This window comes from Niallia taxi (assembly GCF_004005475.1).
In the GTDB taxonomy this organism is placed as follows: domain Bacteria; phylum Bacillota; class Bacilli; order Bacillales; family Cytobacillaceae; genus Niallia; species Niallia taxi.
In genome coordinates, this window is record NZ_RZTZ01000013.1 from 36,057 (window position 1) to 52,522 (window position 16,466).

Below are 16,466 nucleotides of genomic sequence, written 5' to 3' on the forward strand. Positions count from 1 at the left end.
ATGGCTACAAATACTATTAAAATAGCTTATATTGGCGGCGGGTCTCAAGGCTGGGCAAGAAGGTTAATGTATGACCTTGCTTTAGAGCCGCGCCTGTCAGGTACTATTGCTCTTTATGACATTAATCTCAATGCAGCTAAAACAAATCAAAGAATTGGGACACTCATTTCCAACCATCCAGATGCAACAGGAAAATGGACGTATGAAGCGATCCCAACAATCGAGGAAGCACTTAAAGATGCTGATTTTGTGATTATCTCGATTCTCCCAGGTACATTTGCTGACATGGCAATGGATGTTCATTTTCCAGAGAAGTATGGAATCTATCAATCTGTTGGGGATACGGTTGGACCTGGTGGAATAAGGAGAGCTGTCAGGTCGATCCCAATGTTTATGGAAATTGGCGAACAGATTAAGCTGCATTGTCCAGATGCATGGGTCATTAATTATACAAACCCGATGTCTGTCTGTACAAGAACCTTATATAAAGCCTTTCCGCAAATAAAAGCAATTGGCTGCTGCCATGAAGTCTTTGAAACACAGCATTTGTTGGCAAATATGGCAGAAGAAATGCTTGGTGTCACAGTCGAAAACCGTAAAGATATTAAGGTAAGTGTAACAGGCATCAATCACTTTACATGGATTAATGAAGCATCCTATCAAAATATCGATTTATTCCCTCTGTATGCCCGGTTTGCCGAGAAGTACGTACATACAGGCTTTGAAAAGGAACAAGGGAAATGGGAGGAAAGTGTATTCCACTCAAGCAATCGGGTCAAATTTGATTTGTTTCGAAAATATCGGTTAATCGCTGCCGCTGGAGATCGCCATCTTGCAGAATTCATGCCACCTGTTTACTTGAAAAATCCGCAAACCGTAAATGATTGGAAGTTTCATTTAACAACAGTTGATTTTCGTGTGAAGGACCAGCAACGAAAGATAGCAGAAAACGAAGAGGTCTTTACTGATGATACAAAGATTGTCCTTGAGCCCTCTGGGGAGGAAGGTGTCGAAATTCTCTTAGCATTGCTTGGAATAGAAGACCTTGTGACGAATGTTAACTTCCCGAATAAAGGACAAATTCAAAACCTGCCCAATGAAGCTATCGTGGAAACAAATGCCTTAATCCGAAAAAACAGCGTCCAGCCTGTGAGAACAAACGATATCCCCCTTGATGTCGCTAATATGGTGAACAGGCATATTCTTAATCAGGAAGCAGTCATACAAGCTGTTCTAACAAAAGACAAAAATCTGGCACGCAATGCTTTTGTTAATGATCCGCTTATCGCTGCTATTTCATACGAAGATGCAGTTTCCTTATTTGAAGAAATGGACGTATGGCAGCAAGACCAGTGAAAGGAGAGATATATATGACAAAAACAACAGCAGCTGATAAAAAACAGGTAATCGAGACAATTGAGCTGTTAATGACTAATTTAACGAAAATACAGGATGACACAGGAGAATACTTACTGAATTTTGATGGCTTAATTGTAGATGACAAAAGCTGGCATGTTTGGAATTGGCCGCAGGGAGTTGGTTTATATGGAATCTATCAATACTGGAAGCTCACTCAGGACGAGAATGCTATCCAGATAATTCACGACTGGTTCACTGCAAGATTTGCAGAAGGCGTGCCACCTAAAAACGTCAATACAATGGCCCCGCTCTTAACACTGGCATTTCTTTATGAAAAAACTCAAGATCCTAACCTGTTGCCGTATTTGGAGGAGTGGGCAAACTGGGTGATGAAGGAAATGCCTAGAACGAAGGATGACGGCCTTCAGCATATGACATACGGTCCTGAAAACAAAAATCAGCTTTGGGATGATACGCTGATGATGACCGTCCTGCCACTTGCAAAAATCGGGATGCTGACACATAGAAAAGAGTATGTAGAGGAAGCGAAAAAGCAATTTCTGATTCATATTAAATACTTGGCAGATAGACGATCAGGGCTATGGTTCCACGGCTGGACATTTGAAGGAAATCATCATTATGCAGAGGCGCTGTGGGGAAGGGGGAATTGCTGGATAACAATTGCTATTCCTGAACTGATTGACATATTGGAATTACAAGAAGGGGATTTCTTTCGCAGCTTCCTCCTTGATACATTAAACAGACAAATAGAAGCACTTTACGAGCTGCAACATGACAGCGGGTTATGGCACACATTGCTTGATGACCGTTCCTCCTATTTAGAAGCATCTGCATCTGCTGGGTTTGCCTATGGAATCTTGAAGGCTGTGCATAAGGGCTATGTGGCAGAAAAGTATCGAGAGACCGCTTATAAGGCAATAGAGGCTATAAGAGCGGAGATAAACACAGACGGCGTGCTGCAGAAGGTCTCTGTCGGCACAGGGATGGGAGATTCACGGCAATTCTATAAAGATATCAGAATCACCGCCATGCCATATGGGCAATCCCTTGCTGTGCTCTGTCTGGCTGAGTTCCTGCAGGATTGTCAGTGATAAAAGGTATGATGAGGAAGCCCTTGGATACACATGGGCTTCCGAAAAACAACAAAATGAAAACGTTTTACTAATATTAGAAAATGAGGTGTCTGCAAATGACTTGGAAAAAAGGTTCTTCTTATGTAAGAAAAGCACTTTGTGCTGCTGTAGCACTGCCGCTATTATTTGTGGATACAAGCGGAGTCTTTGCTGCTAGTTCAAAAGACAAGTATGCCACACAGAAGGTTCAGCTTGAGTATTTGGACAGAGGCTTGACTGCTGCACAAACGTCTGAAGGAATATTCCTTAGCTGGCGGCTTTTAGGAACAGAGGTGACAGGCTATACGAAAACGGGAATGAAGGGTGCCACGTTTCATGTTTATCGAGATAACAAGAAAATCGCTGCTGTTACAGACAGCACCAATTTTCTTGATAAAAAAGGGACCGCCAAGTCTGCCTATGAGGTACGAGCGGTAGTGAACGGCAAAGAGGTCGATGAAAGTGACGAGGTTCGCCCATGGTCCAATCAGTATTATGATTTACCGCTCCAAAAGCCTGCTGATGGTGTCACACCTGCTGGGGAGGCTTACACCTATTCTGCGAACGATATGAGTGTCGGTGATGTGGATGGCGATGGCAAATACGAGTATTTCGTAAAATGGGACCCATCTAACTCTAAGGATGTATCACAAAAGGGCTATACAGGCAATGTCTATATTGACTGTTATACGCTGGAAGGCATATTGCTTTATCGAATTGACCTTGGTGTGAATATTCGTGCAGGTGCTCATTATACGCAAATGTCTGTATATGATTTTGATGGGGACGGTAAAGCAGAAATGATGTTTAAGACGGCTCCAGGTACAAAGGTCATTCACTATGACAAAAAAGGCAATATCACGTCTGAAAAGTACATTACAATGCCAAAAGAAGATATTAAAGCTGGTTACAGTAATAAAGACGACTATCGCATGAGTGCTGATGATTATTATGATCATATGGTGGAAATGTTTATGAATTGGCATAAGCAAGAAGAGGTCGTGAACGGTAATTGGCCAAAAACGCTGGAAGAGGCATTTGGAACGGAGAAAAAATACAGCTACCCGTTAGCGAAACAGGATGCAGAAAGCCTTGTCGATTACTTCATGGATGTATATGCCCCAAGCAGAAGCACGCGTAATGATTTAAGGACATTTGAAGGCTTTATCGTAGATGGTCCTGAGTATTTATCTGTGTTTGAAGGCTCGACAGGCAAGGAGCTAGAAACGATCCATTATGAAACAGACAGACATGATGATGGGCTTATGTGGGGCGATTATGCGATGGCACGAATTGAACCTGGTAACCGTGTTGACCGCTTTTTAGGCACTGTGGCTTATCTTGATGGTAAGAAGCCGTATGCTGTGTTTGCCAGAGGCTATTATACAAGAACAACCCTTGTGTCTTACAGCTGGGACGGCAAGCATATACAGAAAAAATGGGATGTTGACAGCGGATGGACACCAATGTCCAATCCATTCAATGACAGTCCACACGGCAAGGATGGTACAAATAAAGAATTCGCCTCTTTAACAACACAAGGAGCGCATTCATTAGAGGCTGCTGATGTAGATGGTGACGGTAAGCAGGAAATTGTGTATGGCGGTGCGACAATTGATGATGACGGCTCGCTTTTATACAGTTCTATGGGTGTTCTGCCTGAAGGAAGCTCTGCACCAGGAACAACTGCAAGAATTGGCCATGGGGATGCTCTCCATGTGACTGATATTGATCCAGACCGTCCGGGGTTGGAGATATACATGGTGCATGAAGGAGCAACAGGTGCCCCGTATGGCTATACTTTAAGGGATGCTAAGACCGGCAAAGTAATTTATGGCGGATATACAGGCAAGGATACAGGAAGAGGGATTATCGGTGATATTGACCCAGCAAAGCGCGGACTTGAAACATGGGCAAACACTGGTGTCGGTTTATATACAGCAAAAGGAACAAAGCTCGGTGACACAGCACCAGGGACAAATATGAATATTAAATGGGCAGCAGATATGACAACACAAATAGTTGATGGTGCACTTGATGTAACTCCGACAATTGAAGATTGGCAGAAGGGAAGACTTTTAACCTTAGACGGCACAAGAACAAATAACGGCACAAAGGGAAATCCTTCACTTGTAGCTGATATTTTTGGCGATTGGCGCGAGGAGCTGCTTGTCCGCACGACAGACAGCTCAGCAATCAGAGTATATCTCAGCACAGAAGTAACAAACAGAAAGCTCTACACACTTATGCATGATGTTCAATACCGCACTGGTGTTGCAAGACAAAGCACTACCTATAATCAGCCTTCGTACACAAGCTTTTATTTCGCAAGTGATACAGATTGGTCGAAGGTGCCTGTTCCGACATTGAATACTCCTGGATTAGCTGTAATATTAGAGCAGCTGCTGACAGATTATAAGGCGAAGGGAGAGCTGTCAGGAAAAGCATATACACAATTAAACAGCAGCCTTCAACAGGCATTAAAACATCAGCATAAAGGCAATACAAAGCAAGCATTAAAGTCACTTGATAAACTAATTGATCAGATCAGTAAAGAAAAAAGTAAAAACATCTCACCTGAGGCAGCTAAAAACTTAACGAAGCACGCACTGCTGCTGAAGGATTCATGGACATAATAAATAGTAACAAACAGCCTTCTGATTGCTTCAGGAGGCTGTATTATGCTTATGCTAAGTCGTTTTTCCATGCAGATACTTGCTTAATTAGTTGATTTTTTTCCTGTGCCAGCTGTTTTAGGCGATGGCCATTTGCTCCAGATGGGTGGGGAAAACCAGTAAGAAAGGGCTGACTAATTTTACCTGCTGAAGCTAGTTCCTTTAGCATCTCATCGACAATTTTTCCTAGTGGAATGATTAAAGCATTGTTGTCGATTAGCTTTAGTTCCTCTGGAAACACCGAGAATACAAAGGAGGTAAGAAGATTACTGCTCTTCATAGGCGGATTATGACCTGTGTAGTTTTTTCCTTTATAAAAGACAGGATATTTAAGAAGGGAGGTAGTATGCAAAAACGAGCGTTTGTTTGCAAACAATTCCGTACAGCTAGATAAACCAAAAGCTTTATGAAGTCCAATTTCATCTAGCATCGCAATTAAATTTGCCCGAATTGTACCAGCATAGCTTGCTGTTTCTTTTGTAAATTGCAGTTTATCTATTAAAGATTGCTGCTCGCACGATAAATAAGCCTCAAAAGCCGTTTTCATTTGCAGCCAGCCAGGAGTTATACCAACAATGACAATTTTTGCATTCTTGTTAACATAATCATTATGTGGTGAATAATACATAACAAGATCATGTTCAGCATAAATTTGAAATTCTGTCGTAAACAATAATTCTTTTGAAACGGATGTATGTAAAGGCAATGAATTTAATGCTGGAAGAAAATCAAAATACATGAACATAAGCTCCTAAAAACATATTTATTCCTTTTATTATGGCAGAAGAAGAGAAAACTAACAGCAAGAATGATTATTAGGATTTTCATTTTTTCTAGTTTACATAATATATATTATCACAAGCAAAACTAAAATTGAAAAATCTTGTCTCAAATTTAAGTATACTTTAGATAGTGAGACAGAATAAAAAATTTAATGAAATCTGTTTATATTGTTTTTATTACTGTTTTTATGTGATGTTTTGGTTCTAGATTCCTTTTTCTTGATCTGCTAGCAAATATTTTGTTCTTTAGATTAAATTTAGTTTGCTTAATTAATAATATACTTTATCATGTCTTTATTAATTGATTTCACGATAAATTAATTACTATTAGATTCATTTTCCTAGTTCACTTTTGATTATTATGTAAGCGCTTTTCATACAAAAAAACTAGACATAATGTTTATATGTCTAGTTTCATAGGTTCATTTTAATATTGCTTTTATCTCTTTCCTTCGTTCCATATATAGGAATATTTTTTTCATGATAATTGGTACAATAAATAGAATAAATAATAATCGGAACAGCTGGTATGTGGTAATGATCGTTAAATCGGCATGCACAGCTTGACCTAAAATGGCCATTTCAGCCATTCCCCCTGGTGCTAAGCCAATAAATGCAGTTAATAAGGAGATATTCTCTTCTATCCCCAACAATATGGCGGAAAGTAGAAATGTAAAGCTTACAAGCACAATTGACGAAATAACGGAAACGACAAGAAAACGTGATTTATTTTCAATTTTTCCGAATTTCATCTGTAATCCTAAATCAATCCCAATCAACAGCTGTGCTGCAGCTATTATTGGTGTTGGAATTGTTGGCACATTAACACCTGCAAGCAGCAAAATGGCAATAACAATGAGCGGTCCGAGCATAAATGGAGTTGGAAATTTGCATTTTTTTGCGATGATTCCAGCAATAAAGGCAATTGCCATAAACGGCAGAATCAGCCAGCTCACAGGTGCTCCTGCTGCAACAGATACTACTGTACTGCCAGCATGCAGGATTGGACTGTATACAACAAAAGGCACTAGCATAATCACTGTTATTATCCTGCATACTTGTATAATCGTAACGACGGTAAGATCTATTCCCTTTATTTCAGAGCTGATGGCTATCATTTGCGTCAGTCCACCGGGTATGCTCCCTGCTATCGTTGACTTTAAATTACTGTGTGTCAGTTTATTTGTCACAACTGCCAACAGCAGACTGAACAGGATTAAACCAACTGTCATAAGGAGCATCGACGGCAGATGTGTGACCATATCCAATAGAGTTTGTTTATTAAAATGTTCCCCAATTGTATAGCCGATTGGAATTAACCCGTATGTTCGAAAGGAAAAAGGTAGTTTTGGAGTCTGTTTGGAGAGCTTTACATAAGCTAATGTGCCAATCATGGCACCTAAGAGCCAGGCTAACGGCAAATGGCACAAATAAAAAACTGTACCACCAATAAGCGCTGATGCTAACATTTTATAAAATGACATGCAATATCCCTTCCTGCTAATTTAATAGATGTATATACATATACTATCATAAAAATTAGTTGGAAATACGAAATATTTTATCAGGAAAAATTACTCAACCTGCTTTTAATTAACATGGCTGAGTAATTTTTTAGGTTATTTTGTTTTGCTGCTAATTTCTTTTACTTTAAATTTTTCTAGCTTCCATCCATCTTTTTTGCTTGTCCATACTGTTTCCAGATAGGCAATTTTATCAACTGCTGCTATTCCACTAATGATTTGCTTGCCTTCTAATGCGAATTTTTGCTTATACCTAGAAGGTTTTAAACTAGTGAAAGGATTGATGATAAGCTCTGTCGACTCATTTAAATGCCCGTTTTGGTACAAGCCTAATTGTTCATATGTATTTTTCCGTTCATATAAATCAAAATTATACGTTTTTAGACCATCAATAACGAGCTCTGCTTTATAATCATCCTTAAAGCTGCTTGTCATTACAGGTAATTCAGGAATTGCTACTTCCTTTATTTCTGTCCCATTAAAATCAAATATTTGGTATCTTTTTCTGCTGTTTCGTTCGTTATCAGAAATCGTCAGAAACATTTCCTCCTGTTTATCACCATCAAGATCATACAGTTCTAAGTTTGGGTTATATCCACCGTCCATCGTTATATCTGCTTTCGTTTCTTTTTCGTTTGATACTTGAATTGTCAGCTTTTTATAGAAATTGTCTTCATCCTCAGAAGAAATGCCAGTTAACGTCATGTTTTCCATTTTTCCATCGCCGTTGAAGTCCTTTTGTTCTTTCAATAATATTTTTTCTTGCTCTTCATTTTCTAATGCGTATGCGCCTGTTATCGCACTTAGTGACATGAAAAAAAATGCTGTGAATGCGAACAATAGTTCTTTTCTCAATATTATCCCTCCTACATAAATCCCATTATTAATATCATCTCCAATAATGGAAAAAACATGTAAGAAAGGAAAAGAAAAAATCCTCCACCATGTGGTGAAGGATTTTTTTCTTAAGCTTCAGCAAGCTTGGTAATCCATGCAGATACGGCTTTCCCAGCTTCTGATTCGTCGATTACAAACGAACCATTGGAATATCTGTCATTGAATCGAATGGATTCGACCAATACTTCTTCAAGCATTCCTTTTTCTGTATGAATATGAACAATATCTGCTTTTGCAGCAATAAACATATTAACAATACGATGTGGATTCGATTTAAGTTCTCTTAGCATAACAACGCCACGCTTCGCCCTGCCGCCGTTTTCGAATTCACTTAATTTCATTTTCTTAATGGATCCTCGTTGTGTGATAATAACGACCGATTCACTTTTCTCATCCGTAATGATTTGACCTGAGACAACAAAGTCATCATCCTTCAAGGCTATACCCTTCACGCCGGAAGCTCTTGGTCCAACAAGATTCACTTCTTCCTCGTGGAAGCGTAATGCATAGCCATAGTGTGTTGCCATTAAGATTTCTTTCGTTCCATCTGTAACGACAACATCTACTACCTCGTCATCGCCTTTCAAGTTTAAGGCAACAAGGGGCTTGCTATAGCGCTGTGCTTTATAGCTTGTCATTTCAGTCTTTTTCGCCATTCCATTTTTAGTGAAGAATAGCAAGTATTTGCCTTCCTCAAAGCTTTTAACAGGAATAGCATGGATGATGCTTTCATCCCTGTCAATTGGAATGATATTGGAAATATGCTGACCAAGATCCTTCCAGCGAATATCTGGGAGTTCATGAACAGGGCAATATAAATAATTCCCTTTATTCGTGAACAACAATACAACTTCTGTTGTATTAATATCCAGCTTGGCGAGAATTCGGTCTGTATCCTTCATACCGAAATCCTGTCCATTGCTTGCGGCAAAAGAACGCTGACTTGTACGCTTTATATAACCTTCCTTCGTTACAGTAACGATAACATCCTCACTGCCGACAAGCACTTCAAGATTGATTTTGATTTCCTCAATCTCCGCTTGAATAACAGTCCGACGCTCAGAAATAAAGCGTTTTTTGACATCCTTCAGCTCTTTTTTAATAACGGACACCAGCTTTTTCTCACTTGAAAGAATGGCAGACCATTCCTCGATTTTTTTTGCTAGCTCTTCAGCTTCTGCTGTCAATGCTGTTATATCCGTATTCGTCAATCTGTAAAGCTGCAAGGAAACAATCGCTTCTGCTTGCGCTTCAGAAAAATGGAAGGATGAAATCAAATTATCCTTAGCATCTCGTTTATCTTTAGAAGCACGGATTGTTGTGATAACTTCATCTAAGATCGATAGTGCTTTAATAAGTCCGTCAACAATATGCTGTCTTTCCTTTGCTTTTTCAAGATCAAAACGAGTCCTTCTTATGACAACATCCTTTTGATGCTCAATATAAGCATCAAGCATCTCAAGAATGCCCATTAGCTTTGGACGTTTATTGTGGATGGCTACCATATTGAAGCTATAAGTAATTTGTAAATCTGTATTTTTATATAAGTAATGAAGAATGCCAGATGCGTCTGCGTCTTTTTTCAGTTCAACGACAATTCTCAAACCAGTACGGTCGGTTTCGTCACGCACCTCTGAGATGCCCTCCACCTTGCGATCAAGTCTGATTTCATCCATTTTTTTCACTAAATTACTTTTGTTTATTTCATAAGGTATTTCTGTAATAACTATTTGCTGTCTCCCGCCGCGAATGTCTTCAATGGCAGCTTTACCTCTAACGATGATTTTGCCTTTTCCTGTTTCATAGGCTTTTTTTATGCCTTCCACGCCTTGGATAATGCCGCCTGTCGGGAAATCAGGTCCTTTAATATGCTGCATAATGTCATCTACTGTTGATGCAGGATTGTCCATTCTTTCAATGACACCATCGATGACTTCTCCAAGATGATGTGGTGGAATATCAGTAGCATACCCAGCAGATATTCCAGTTGAACCATTTACAAGCAAGTTTGGAAACTTGGCAGGTAAAACAGTCGGTTCATTGGATGTATCATCAAAGTTTGGAATGAAATCGACTGTTCTTTTATCAATATCCTTAAGCAGTTCAGACGATATAGCAGAAAGTCTTGCTTCTGTATAACGCATGGCCGCTGGCGGATCACCGTCGATGCTTCCGTTATTTCCATGCATTTCTATCAGCAAATTTCTAACTTTCCATTCCTGGCTCATACGGACCATTGCTTCATACACAGAGCTGTCACCATGAGGATGGTAATTACCGATAACATTTCCGACAGTTTTAGCTGACTTACGGAAGTTCTTGTCATGCACATTGCCGTCTACATGCATCGCATATAATATACGGCGTTGTACCGGTTTTAAACCATCACGGGCATCAGGTAATGCCCGTTCTTGAATGATGTATTTACTGTAACGTCCAAAGCGATCACCGAGAACGTCCTCTAAAGGTAAATCACGAAATTGTTCTGTTGAACTCATGATTCATCCCCCTCCTCTGCAACCACGATATTTTCATTTTCGAGAATATTTCCTTCTTCTTCTAAACCAAACGCTACATTTGATTCAATCCACTTACGGCGCGGTTCTACCTTATCGCCCATCAATGTCGTAATGCGGCGTTCAGCTCTTGCGATATCATCGATTTTAACGCGTATTAACGTACGAGTATCAGGATTCATTGTCGTATCCCAAAGCTGGTCGGCATTCATCTCACCCAACCCTTTATAACGTTGCAAAACATAGCCTCTGCCGACTTTTTTAATGGCATCCTGCAAGTCATCATCGCTCCATGAATACTCAATAACCTCTTTTTTGCCAGATCCTCTGCTTACCTTGTAAAGCGGTGGTAAGGCAATATATACTTTGCCTGCTTCTACTAGCGGCTTCATATAGCGATAGAAGAATGTCAGCAGAAGTACTTGGATATGTGCTCCGTCTGTATCGGCATCTGTCATAATGATGACTTTATCATAATTGGAATCTTCAATATTGAAGTCTGCTCCAACTCCCGCTCCAACAGCATGGATGATGGTATTGATTTCTTCATTTTTAAAGATATCAGACAGCTTTGCTTTTTCTGTATTGATTACCTTACCTCTTAAAGGAAGAACTGCCTGGAAGCGTCTGTCTCTGCCTTGCTTAGCAGAACCACCAGCTGAATCACCCTCTACAAGATAAAGCTCATTTTTTTGCGGGTTTTTCGATTGTGCAGGAGTAAGCTTGCCGGAAAGCACCGTTTCCCCGCGCTTTCTTTTCTTGCCACTTCTTGCTTCTTCTCTTGCTTTACGAGCAGCTTCACGTGCTTGATATGCCTTGATTGCTTTCTTAATGAGAAGAGAGCTCGTCTCAGGATTTTCTTCAAAAAAGTAAGCAAGATGCTCTGAAACTACTGCATCAACAGCAGATCTAGCTTCACTTGTACCAAGCTTTCCTTTCGTTTGCCCTTCAAATTGAAGCAGGTTCTCTGGAACACGGACAGAAACAATCGCTGACAGTCCTTCACGAATGTCAGATCCATCCAGATTTTTATCCTTTTCCTTAAGAAGATTAACCTTTCGTGCATACTCATTGAACATTCTTGTCATGGCAGTCTTACTGCCAGCCTCATGTGTTCCGCCGTCTTTCGTACGAACGTTGTTAACAAAGGACAAGACGTTTTCTGAATAGCCATCATTAAATTGGAAAGCGAACTCCACTTCAATTCCGTTGCTTTCTCCTTCAAGGCTGACAACAGGGTGAAGGTTATCCTTCTCTTCATTCAAATATTCAACAAAGGCTTCAATCCCATTTTCATAATGAAAAACAGCATGCTCCCCTTGGCGATCATCGATTAACTCAATTTTTAAGCCTTTTAATAAAAAGGCAGATTCACGCAAACGTTCTGAAAGCGTTTCAAAATTATAAGTAGTTGTAGAGAAGATGGTAGGATCTGGCTTAAAGTGAATAGTTGTGCCGGTTTGATTTGTTTTACCGAGCTTTTCAAGCGTCGTTACCGGCTTGCCTCCATCTTCAAAACGCTGTTCATATATAAATCCGTCCCGCTTAATTTTAACGACAACCCACTCAGACAGCGCGTTAACAACAGAAGCACCAACACCATGCAGCCCGCCGCTTGTTTTGTAACCGCCTTGTCCAAACTTTCCACCTGCATGAAGAATCGTAAAGATTACTTCAGGTGTCGGCTTGCCGATTTTATGCATTCCTGTCGGTAATCCTCGTCCTTTATCCTGAACACTTATTGAATTATCCTTATGGATTTTCACGATGATTTCTTCACCAAAGCCGGCCAATGCCTCATCGACAGCATTGTCCACTATTTCATATACTAAATGATGCAATCCTCTTGCATCTGTGCTTCCGATATACATACCAGGACGTTTCCTAACTGCTTCTAGTCCTTCCAGCACCTGAATGGCATCATCGTTATAGTCAAATGGTTGTTGATTTTTCGCCACAGACATACCCCTTTCACCTCAAAAACACGACATATTATCTTTTTATGTAGCATGTCGAACAATTGTTTATGTATTCGTCTATAATTTCATTAATCCTCTAAAAGAGAAGAATTATTTTTTCTTTAGTCTTTTTGCCTTCTATAGTGGACGAAGGACACCATTTTATGCATGTGAGATAAAATAGATCATACCAGAACAACTGTTCTTATGATATGATAACAGCATTTTTTCAACAAGCAAATGTATAATTCGATTATTTTCTGAAAATAGTCGTTTAGATTCAATATTATACCAAGAAAGCAAAAAGAGAAAAGCTTTTTTTTATAAGGTTCGTTTCAAGCATCTTAATTATGTTAACACATATTTCTTATAAAAAAAACGCTAACCGCCGTTTCTCCTCCAACGTCTTTACCGCTTGCTTATTTATAAAAATAAAAAAACAGATGCAAATGAGGCGGTATCTCAAGCGGAATATATTAGCTTGAGAAGCCTTATTCACATCCGTTTTCACGGTTTATTTTGTCAAAGCGTGTTCGACTTTAATGCATCTGTCCATAATTACGGTATAACCCTTATCTTTCAAAGTGTTAAAGGTTTCTTCATGTACAAGTCCTTGCTGTGCCCAAAATACGTCTGCATCAATCTTTTCGAATTCCGCAGCTACCTCTGGGAGAAATTCCGATCTTCTGAATACATTGACGATATCAACATGCTCTTTAATCTCTGTCAGGCTCTTATATGCTTTTTTGCCGAGAACTTCATCCACTGTAGGGTTAACGGGAATGATATCATAACCCGCCTGCATCATAGCGTTTGCGATCATAAAAGACGTTCTCTCCGGATTATCACTTAAACCAACAACCGCTATTGTTTTAGCTTTTTTAAGAATTTTGCCAATTTCTTCTCTGCTTGGGTTTTCAATTGCCATTATTTCTCCTCCTCTATGGTCTTGTTTACTTTATATTGATTCCCCTTAAATACAAGCAGGAACCATCTTTATTACCATTTATACTAGTCCAGTTTAAGTGTAAATAGCAAATAAAATGCAGGAACATTTTCCTTTATTCTGCTTCTTTATCCTTATTCTTTTTTTCCTTCCTTTCAACCATTGCTCGGTAAATTTGGGTATGCATACTACCTTGTTCAATGTTTTGTAAAAAGAATTCACCAATTAGCTTTTGATAATCTTCATCATCTGTCATTTTTTTACTTTGTAGTTCCATTTCCGCAAGTCCCTCATACTCTGTCATTAAGGCATATGTATGGTCATTACCAGATATAGGTGTCAATATTTCGACCTTATGCGAATAATTTTCATTGCTGAACTTTTTTAATTCACGTAGGTTTTCAAGTCCCTCCTTAAATTTATCCTGTTTTAAAGAGAATGTTTGGTATACATAAACAGTCATTTTACAGTACCTCCAAAGAATCAGTTATGATACATTATCATGCCCTTTACAGCTAAAAAAATTCCAATACTAAAAAGGATAAAAAGAGCAGCACAAAGCCGCTCCTGATAAACATTATTATCTTTTTTCCAATGCATTTAAACGCTGATTAACTCTTTGCAGACTGCGCTCAAGCTGGTCAATGTCTCGTTGCTGCTGGTTGTTTTCCCGCTCAAGCTGATTGATTCTTCTCTCCCATTGTTTCCACTGGGGCATGTTAAACAGCTGAGATAACTGCATTTGTCTATTTGGATCATCATAATAACCTTGTTGATAATTGTAGTCATAGGAAACTTGAGGATAGCTATAATTTACATAAGGATACATATAGGCAACTCTCCTTTTTTTATATCTGCCATACAATATGCATCAACCCATAGATTGATAAGGACAGTCGCCTAGTTTCCCTGATAGGAGACTTGGTCTTTTTTAAGCGTAAGACTACTCCGCTTTCTTGTGCATATAGTAGCTGTAAGCATACTAATGGAGGTTAACCAATGAATCATATTGTAAAAAGTGGGGAGACCTTGACCCAAATAGCAAGAGATTACCGGCTGTCATTATCTGCTCTTTTACAGGCGAACAGTGGTATTAATCCTAATATCATTAATCCAGGACAAATTATCCTAATCCCTGGCTTGCCTTCTCCACAAAGTATTCCATATCAACTAGATGTATCTGTTGGAGCCCGCACACTAAGACTTCTTAGGAATGGTGTCCTGCAGAAACAATACCCAATCGCTGTTGGCCGTATGCTAACAAGCACGCCTGTCGGTAATTATGTTATCATCAATAAAGCACCAAATCCTGGAGGTCCATTCGGTACATTATGGATGAGTCTTTCAAAGGAGCATTATGGCATACATGGCACAAACAATCCTAGTTCCATTGGCAAAGCTGTTTCAAAAGGATGTATCCGTATGTATAACAAAGACGTTGAGGAGCTTGCTAGCATTGTCCCAATCGGCACGGCTGTGTTTATTCATCCTTAATTTCTTTTTATTCCACGTATGTAACAAACTCACGAACCGGCTTACGATATCCTCGCGGCTGTCTGCTTTCTACCTTTTCTTTGCCAATGGTAATCATTAGCACCACTTCCTCCTCAGCAGGAACTTGCAGTAACTGGCGGACCTCCTGCTGATTAAAACCAATCATTGGGCATGTATCCCAGCCTTGATTCTTGGCTGCAAGCATAAACAGCATGGCAGAAAGGGAAGCGTTTCGGATAGCCTCTTCTTTTAGAAATTCTGTACCACGATCTTCATAAAAAGCAGTAGTATCTGATACTAAATGATCATATTCTTGCTTATTGACAATGCAAAGCATTTGCAGGCCCTCATAAATATCACCAGCTTGTTTGTAGGCATGTTTGTTTCCAACTACCAGTATGACTGCAGAGGCACTTGCTACTTTATATTGACCTTGTGCTGCGGCTCTGATTTTTTCTTTCATATTCGCATCAAGCACTGTTATGTATCGAGTATGCTGCAAGTTAAAAGCGGATGGAGCCAGCTTAACTGCTTCAAAAATAGTATTTAATTCTTCCTTTGTAATGGGGTTACCTTCTAAAAAGTTACTGGCAGAGCGTCTTTCCTTCACTATATCTAAAAATTCAGCCATGGTTTTTCTCCTTTAATGGTTATTTATCTCGAATTAAAGATATATGAAATTTGTTTTCACGTAAAGTTTTTTGCCTCATCCCTTCCTTCTACTTCCACCATAAAGGTGAAAGCTGAGCTGCCTCGTTCCCACTTTGCAGAAACAACGTAAATATATACTCCTCTTTTCTCAGGGAGCACTAAATAATTACCGTCCAAAACTGCCGTATTTTCCTGATCATTTGACCAATTTGCCACATTTATCGAATTTTCAAAGGGAGTTCTCGTGAATGTCAACTTAACGCGATCACCAGGATGAACATAAACCGCTTCTATTTCCTTCTCTTTCCATACTATCTCTGGTGTGGGAGCATCACTGCAAACGCTTTGTAAAACTCCATCCCAACAATAGCTCCCTTGTACAGTAGGCACTATTTGACCATTTATAGTAAAGATTGCAGCAGGCATGCTGACACGACTTTCAAAAAAGATAATCATACTAAGCAAAATACCCACTATCAGCAACGAAATCAGCTTTTTCATTGATATTCCTCCTTTCACTCATTAGACGTAC

General features: G+C 39.4%; 14 protein-coding genes. 4 read left to right on the forward strand and 10 right to left on the reverse strand.

Features of this window, described 5'->3' with window-relative positions; all coding sequences use genetic code 11:
- The 3 genes from EM808_RS22370 (at window position 1) to EM808_RS22380 (ending at window position 5,128) form a co-directional block, all read left to right on the forward strand.
- A complete protein-coding gene (locus tag EM808_RS22370) occupies window positions 1-1,356 on the forward strand; it encodes a family 4 glycosyl hydrolase (protein ID WP_127740953.1) in 1,356 nt (451 codons plus the stop codon).
- Window positions 1,357-1,370: 14 nt separating this feature from the next.
- Window positions 1,371-2,471 carry a beta-galactosidase BglB gene (gene bglB, locus EM808_RS22375; protein ID WP_182104119.1) on the forward strand — a complete coding sequence of 367 codons (1,101 nt, stop codon included), beginning with the start codon at window positions 1,371-1,373 and terminating at the stop codon, window positions 2,469-2,471.
- A 98-nt stretch (window positions 2,472-2,569) separates the two neighbouring features.
- A complete protein-coding gene (locus EM808_RS22380) occupies window positions 2,570-5,128 on the forward strand; it encodes a rhamnogalacturonan lyase (protein WP_127740957.1) in 2,559 nt (852 codons plus the stop codon).
- Between the two features lie 49 nt (window positions 5,129-5,177).
- On the opposite strand, the gene EM808_RS22385 is transcribed toward EM808_RS22380, so the two are convergent.
- From EM808_RS22385 to EM808_RS22420, 8 genes are all read right to left on the reverse strand, one after another.
- The gene (locus tag EM808_RS22385) at window positions 5,178-5,906 is read right to left on the reverse strand and encodes a uracil-DNA glycosylase family protein (protein ID WP_235856689.1); all 729 of its coding nucleotides are present in this window, start codon (window positions 5,904-5,906) and stop codon (window positions 5,178-5,180) included.
- A gap of 465 nt (window positions 5,907-6,371) precedes the next feature.
- Window positions 6,372-7,433 (reverse strand): AbrB family transcriptional regulator, encoded by a 1,062-nt coding sequence (locus EM808_RS22390; RefSeq protein ID WP_127740960.1) that lies wholly within the window; start codon window positions 7,431-7,433, stop codon window positions 6,372-6,374.
- Between the two features lie 135 nt (window positions 7,434-7,568).
- The gene (locus tag EM808_RS22395; protein WP_127740962.1) at window positions 7,569-8,327 is read right to left on the reverse strand and encodes a hypothetical protein; all 759 of its coding nucleotides are present in this window, start codon (window positions 8,325-8,327) and stop codon (window positions 7,569-7,571) included.
- Window positions 8,328-8,437: 110 nt separating this feature from the next.
- Window positions 8,438-10,867, reverse strand: coding sequence for a DNA topoisomerase IV subunit A (gene parC, locus EM808_RS22400; protein WP_127740964.1), 2,430 nt, complete (start codon window positions 10,865-10,867; stop codon window positions 8,438-8,440).
- Window positions 10,864-12,843 (reverse strand): DNA topoisomerase IV subunit B, encoded by a 1,980-nt coding sequence (gene parE, locus EM808_RS22405; protein WP_127740966.1) that lies wholly within the window; start codon window positions 12,841-12,843, stop codon window positions 10,864-10,866. The genes parC and parE overlap by 4 nt, the downstream gene beginning before the upstream one ends.
- A 514-nt stretch (window positions 12,844-13,357) precedes the next feature.
- The gene (locus tag EM808_RS22410; RefSeq protein ID WP_127740968.1) at window positions 13,358-13,771 is read right to left on the reverse strand and encodes a CoA-binding protein; all 414 of its coding nucleotides are present in this window, start codon (window positions 13,769-13,771) and stop codon (window positions 13,358-13,360) included.
- 133 nt (window positions 13,772-13,904) lie between these two features.
- Complete coding sequence (locus EM808_RS22415) at window positions 13,905-14,252, reverse strand: hypothetical protein (RefSeq protein WP_127740970.1); 348 nt, start codon at window positions 14,250-14,252, stop codon at window positions 13,905-13,907.
- A 117-nt stretch (window positions 14,253-14,369) separates the two neighbouring features.
- Window positions 14,370-14,618, reverse strand: a complete 249-nt coding sequence (locus tag EM808_RS22420; protein WP_127740972.1) for a hypothetical protein — start codon at window positions 14,616-14,618, stop codon at window positions 14,370-14,372.
- Window positions 14,619-14,788: 170 nt separating this feature from the next.
- Between EM808_RS22420 and EM808_RS22425 the strand changes: the two genes are divergently transcribed.
- Window positions 14,789-15,283: a L,D-transpeptidase family protein gene (locus EM808_RS22425; RefSeq protein WP_127740974.1), complete on the forward strand. Its 495-nt coding sequence runs from the start codon at window positions 14,789-14,791 to the stop codon at window positions 15,281-15,283.
- Between the two features lie 7 nt (window positions 15,284-15,290).
- Here EM808_RS22425 and EM808_RS22430 read toward each other — a convergent pair whose 3' ends face one another.
- Window positions 15,291-15,914 carry a nitroreductase family protein gene (locus EM808_RS22430; RefSeq protein ID WP_127740976.1) on the reverse strand — a complete coding sequence of 208 codons (624 nt, stop codon included), beginning with the start codon at window positions 15,912-15,914 and terminating at the stop codon, window positions 15,291-15,293.
- 56 nt (window positions 15,915-15,970) lie between these two features.
- Window positions 15,971-16,435, reverse strand: coding sequence for a hypothetical protein (locus tag EM808_RS22435; RefSeq protein ID WP_127740978.1), 465 nt, complete (start codon window positions 16,433-16,435; stop codon window positions 15,971-15,973).
- Window positions 16,436-16,466 lie beyond the last annotated feature (31 nt).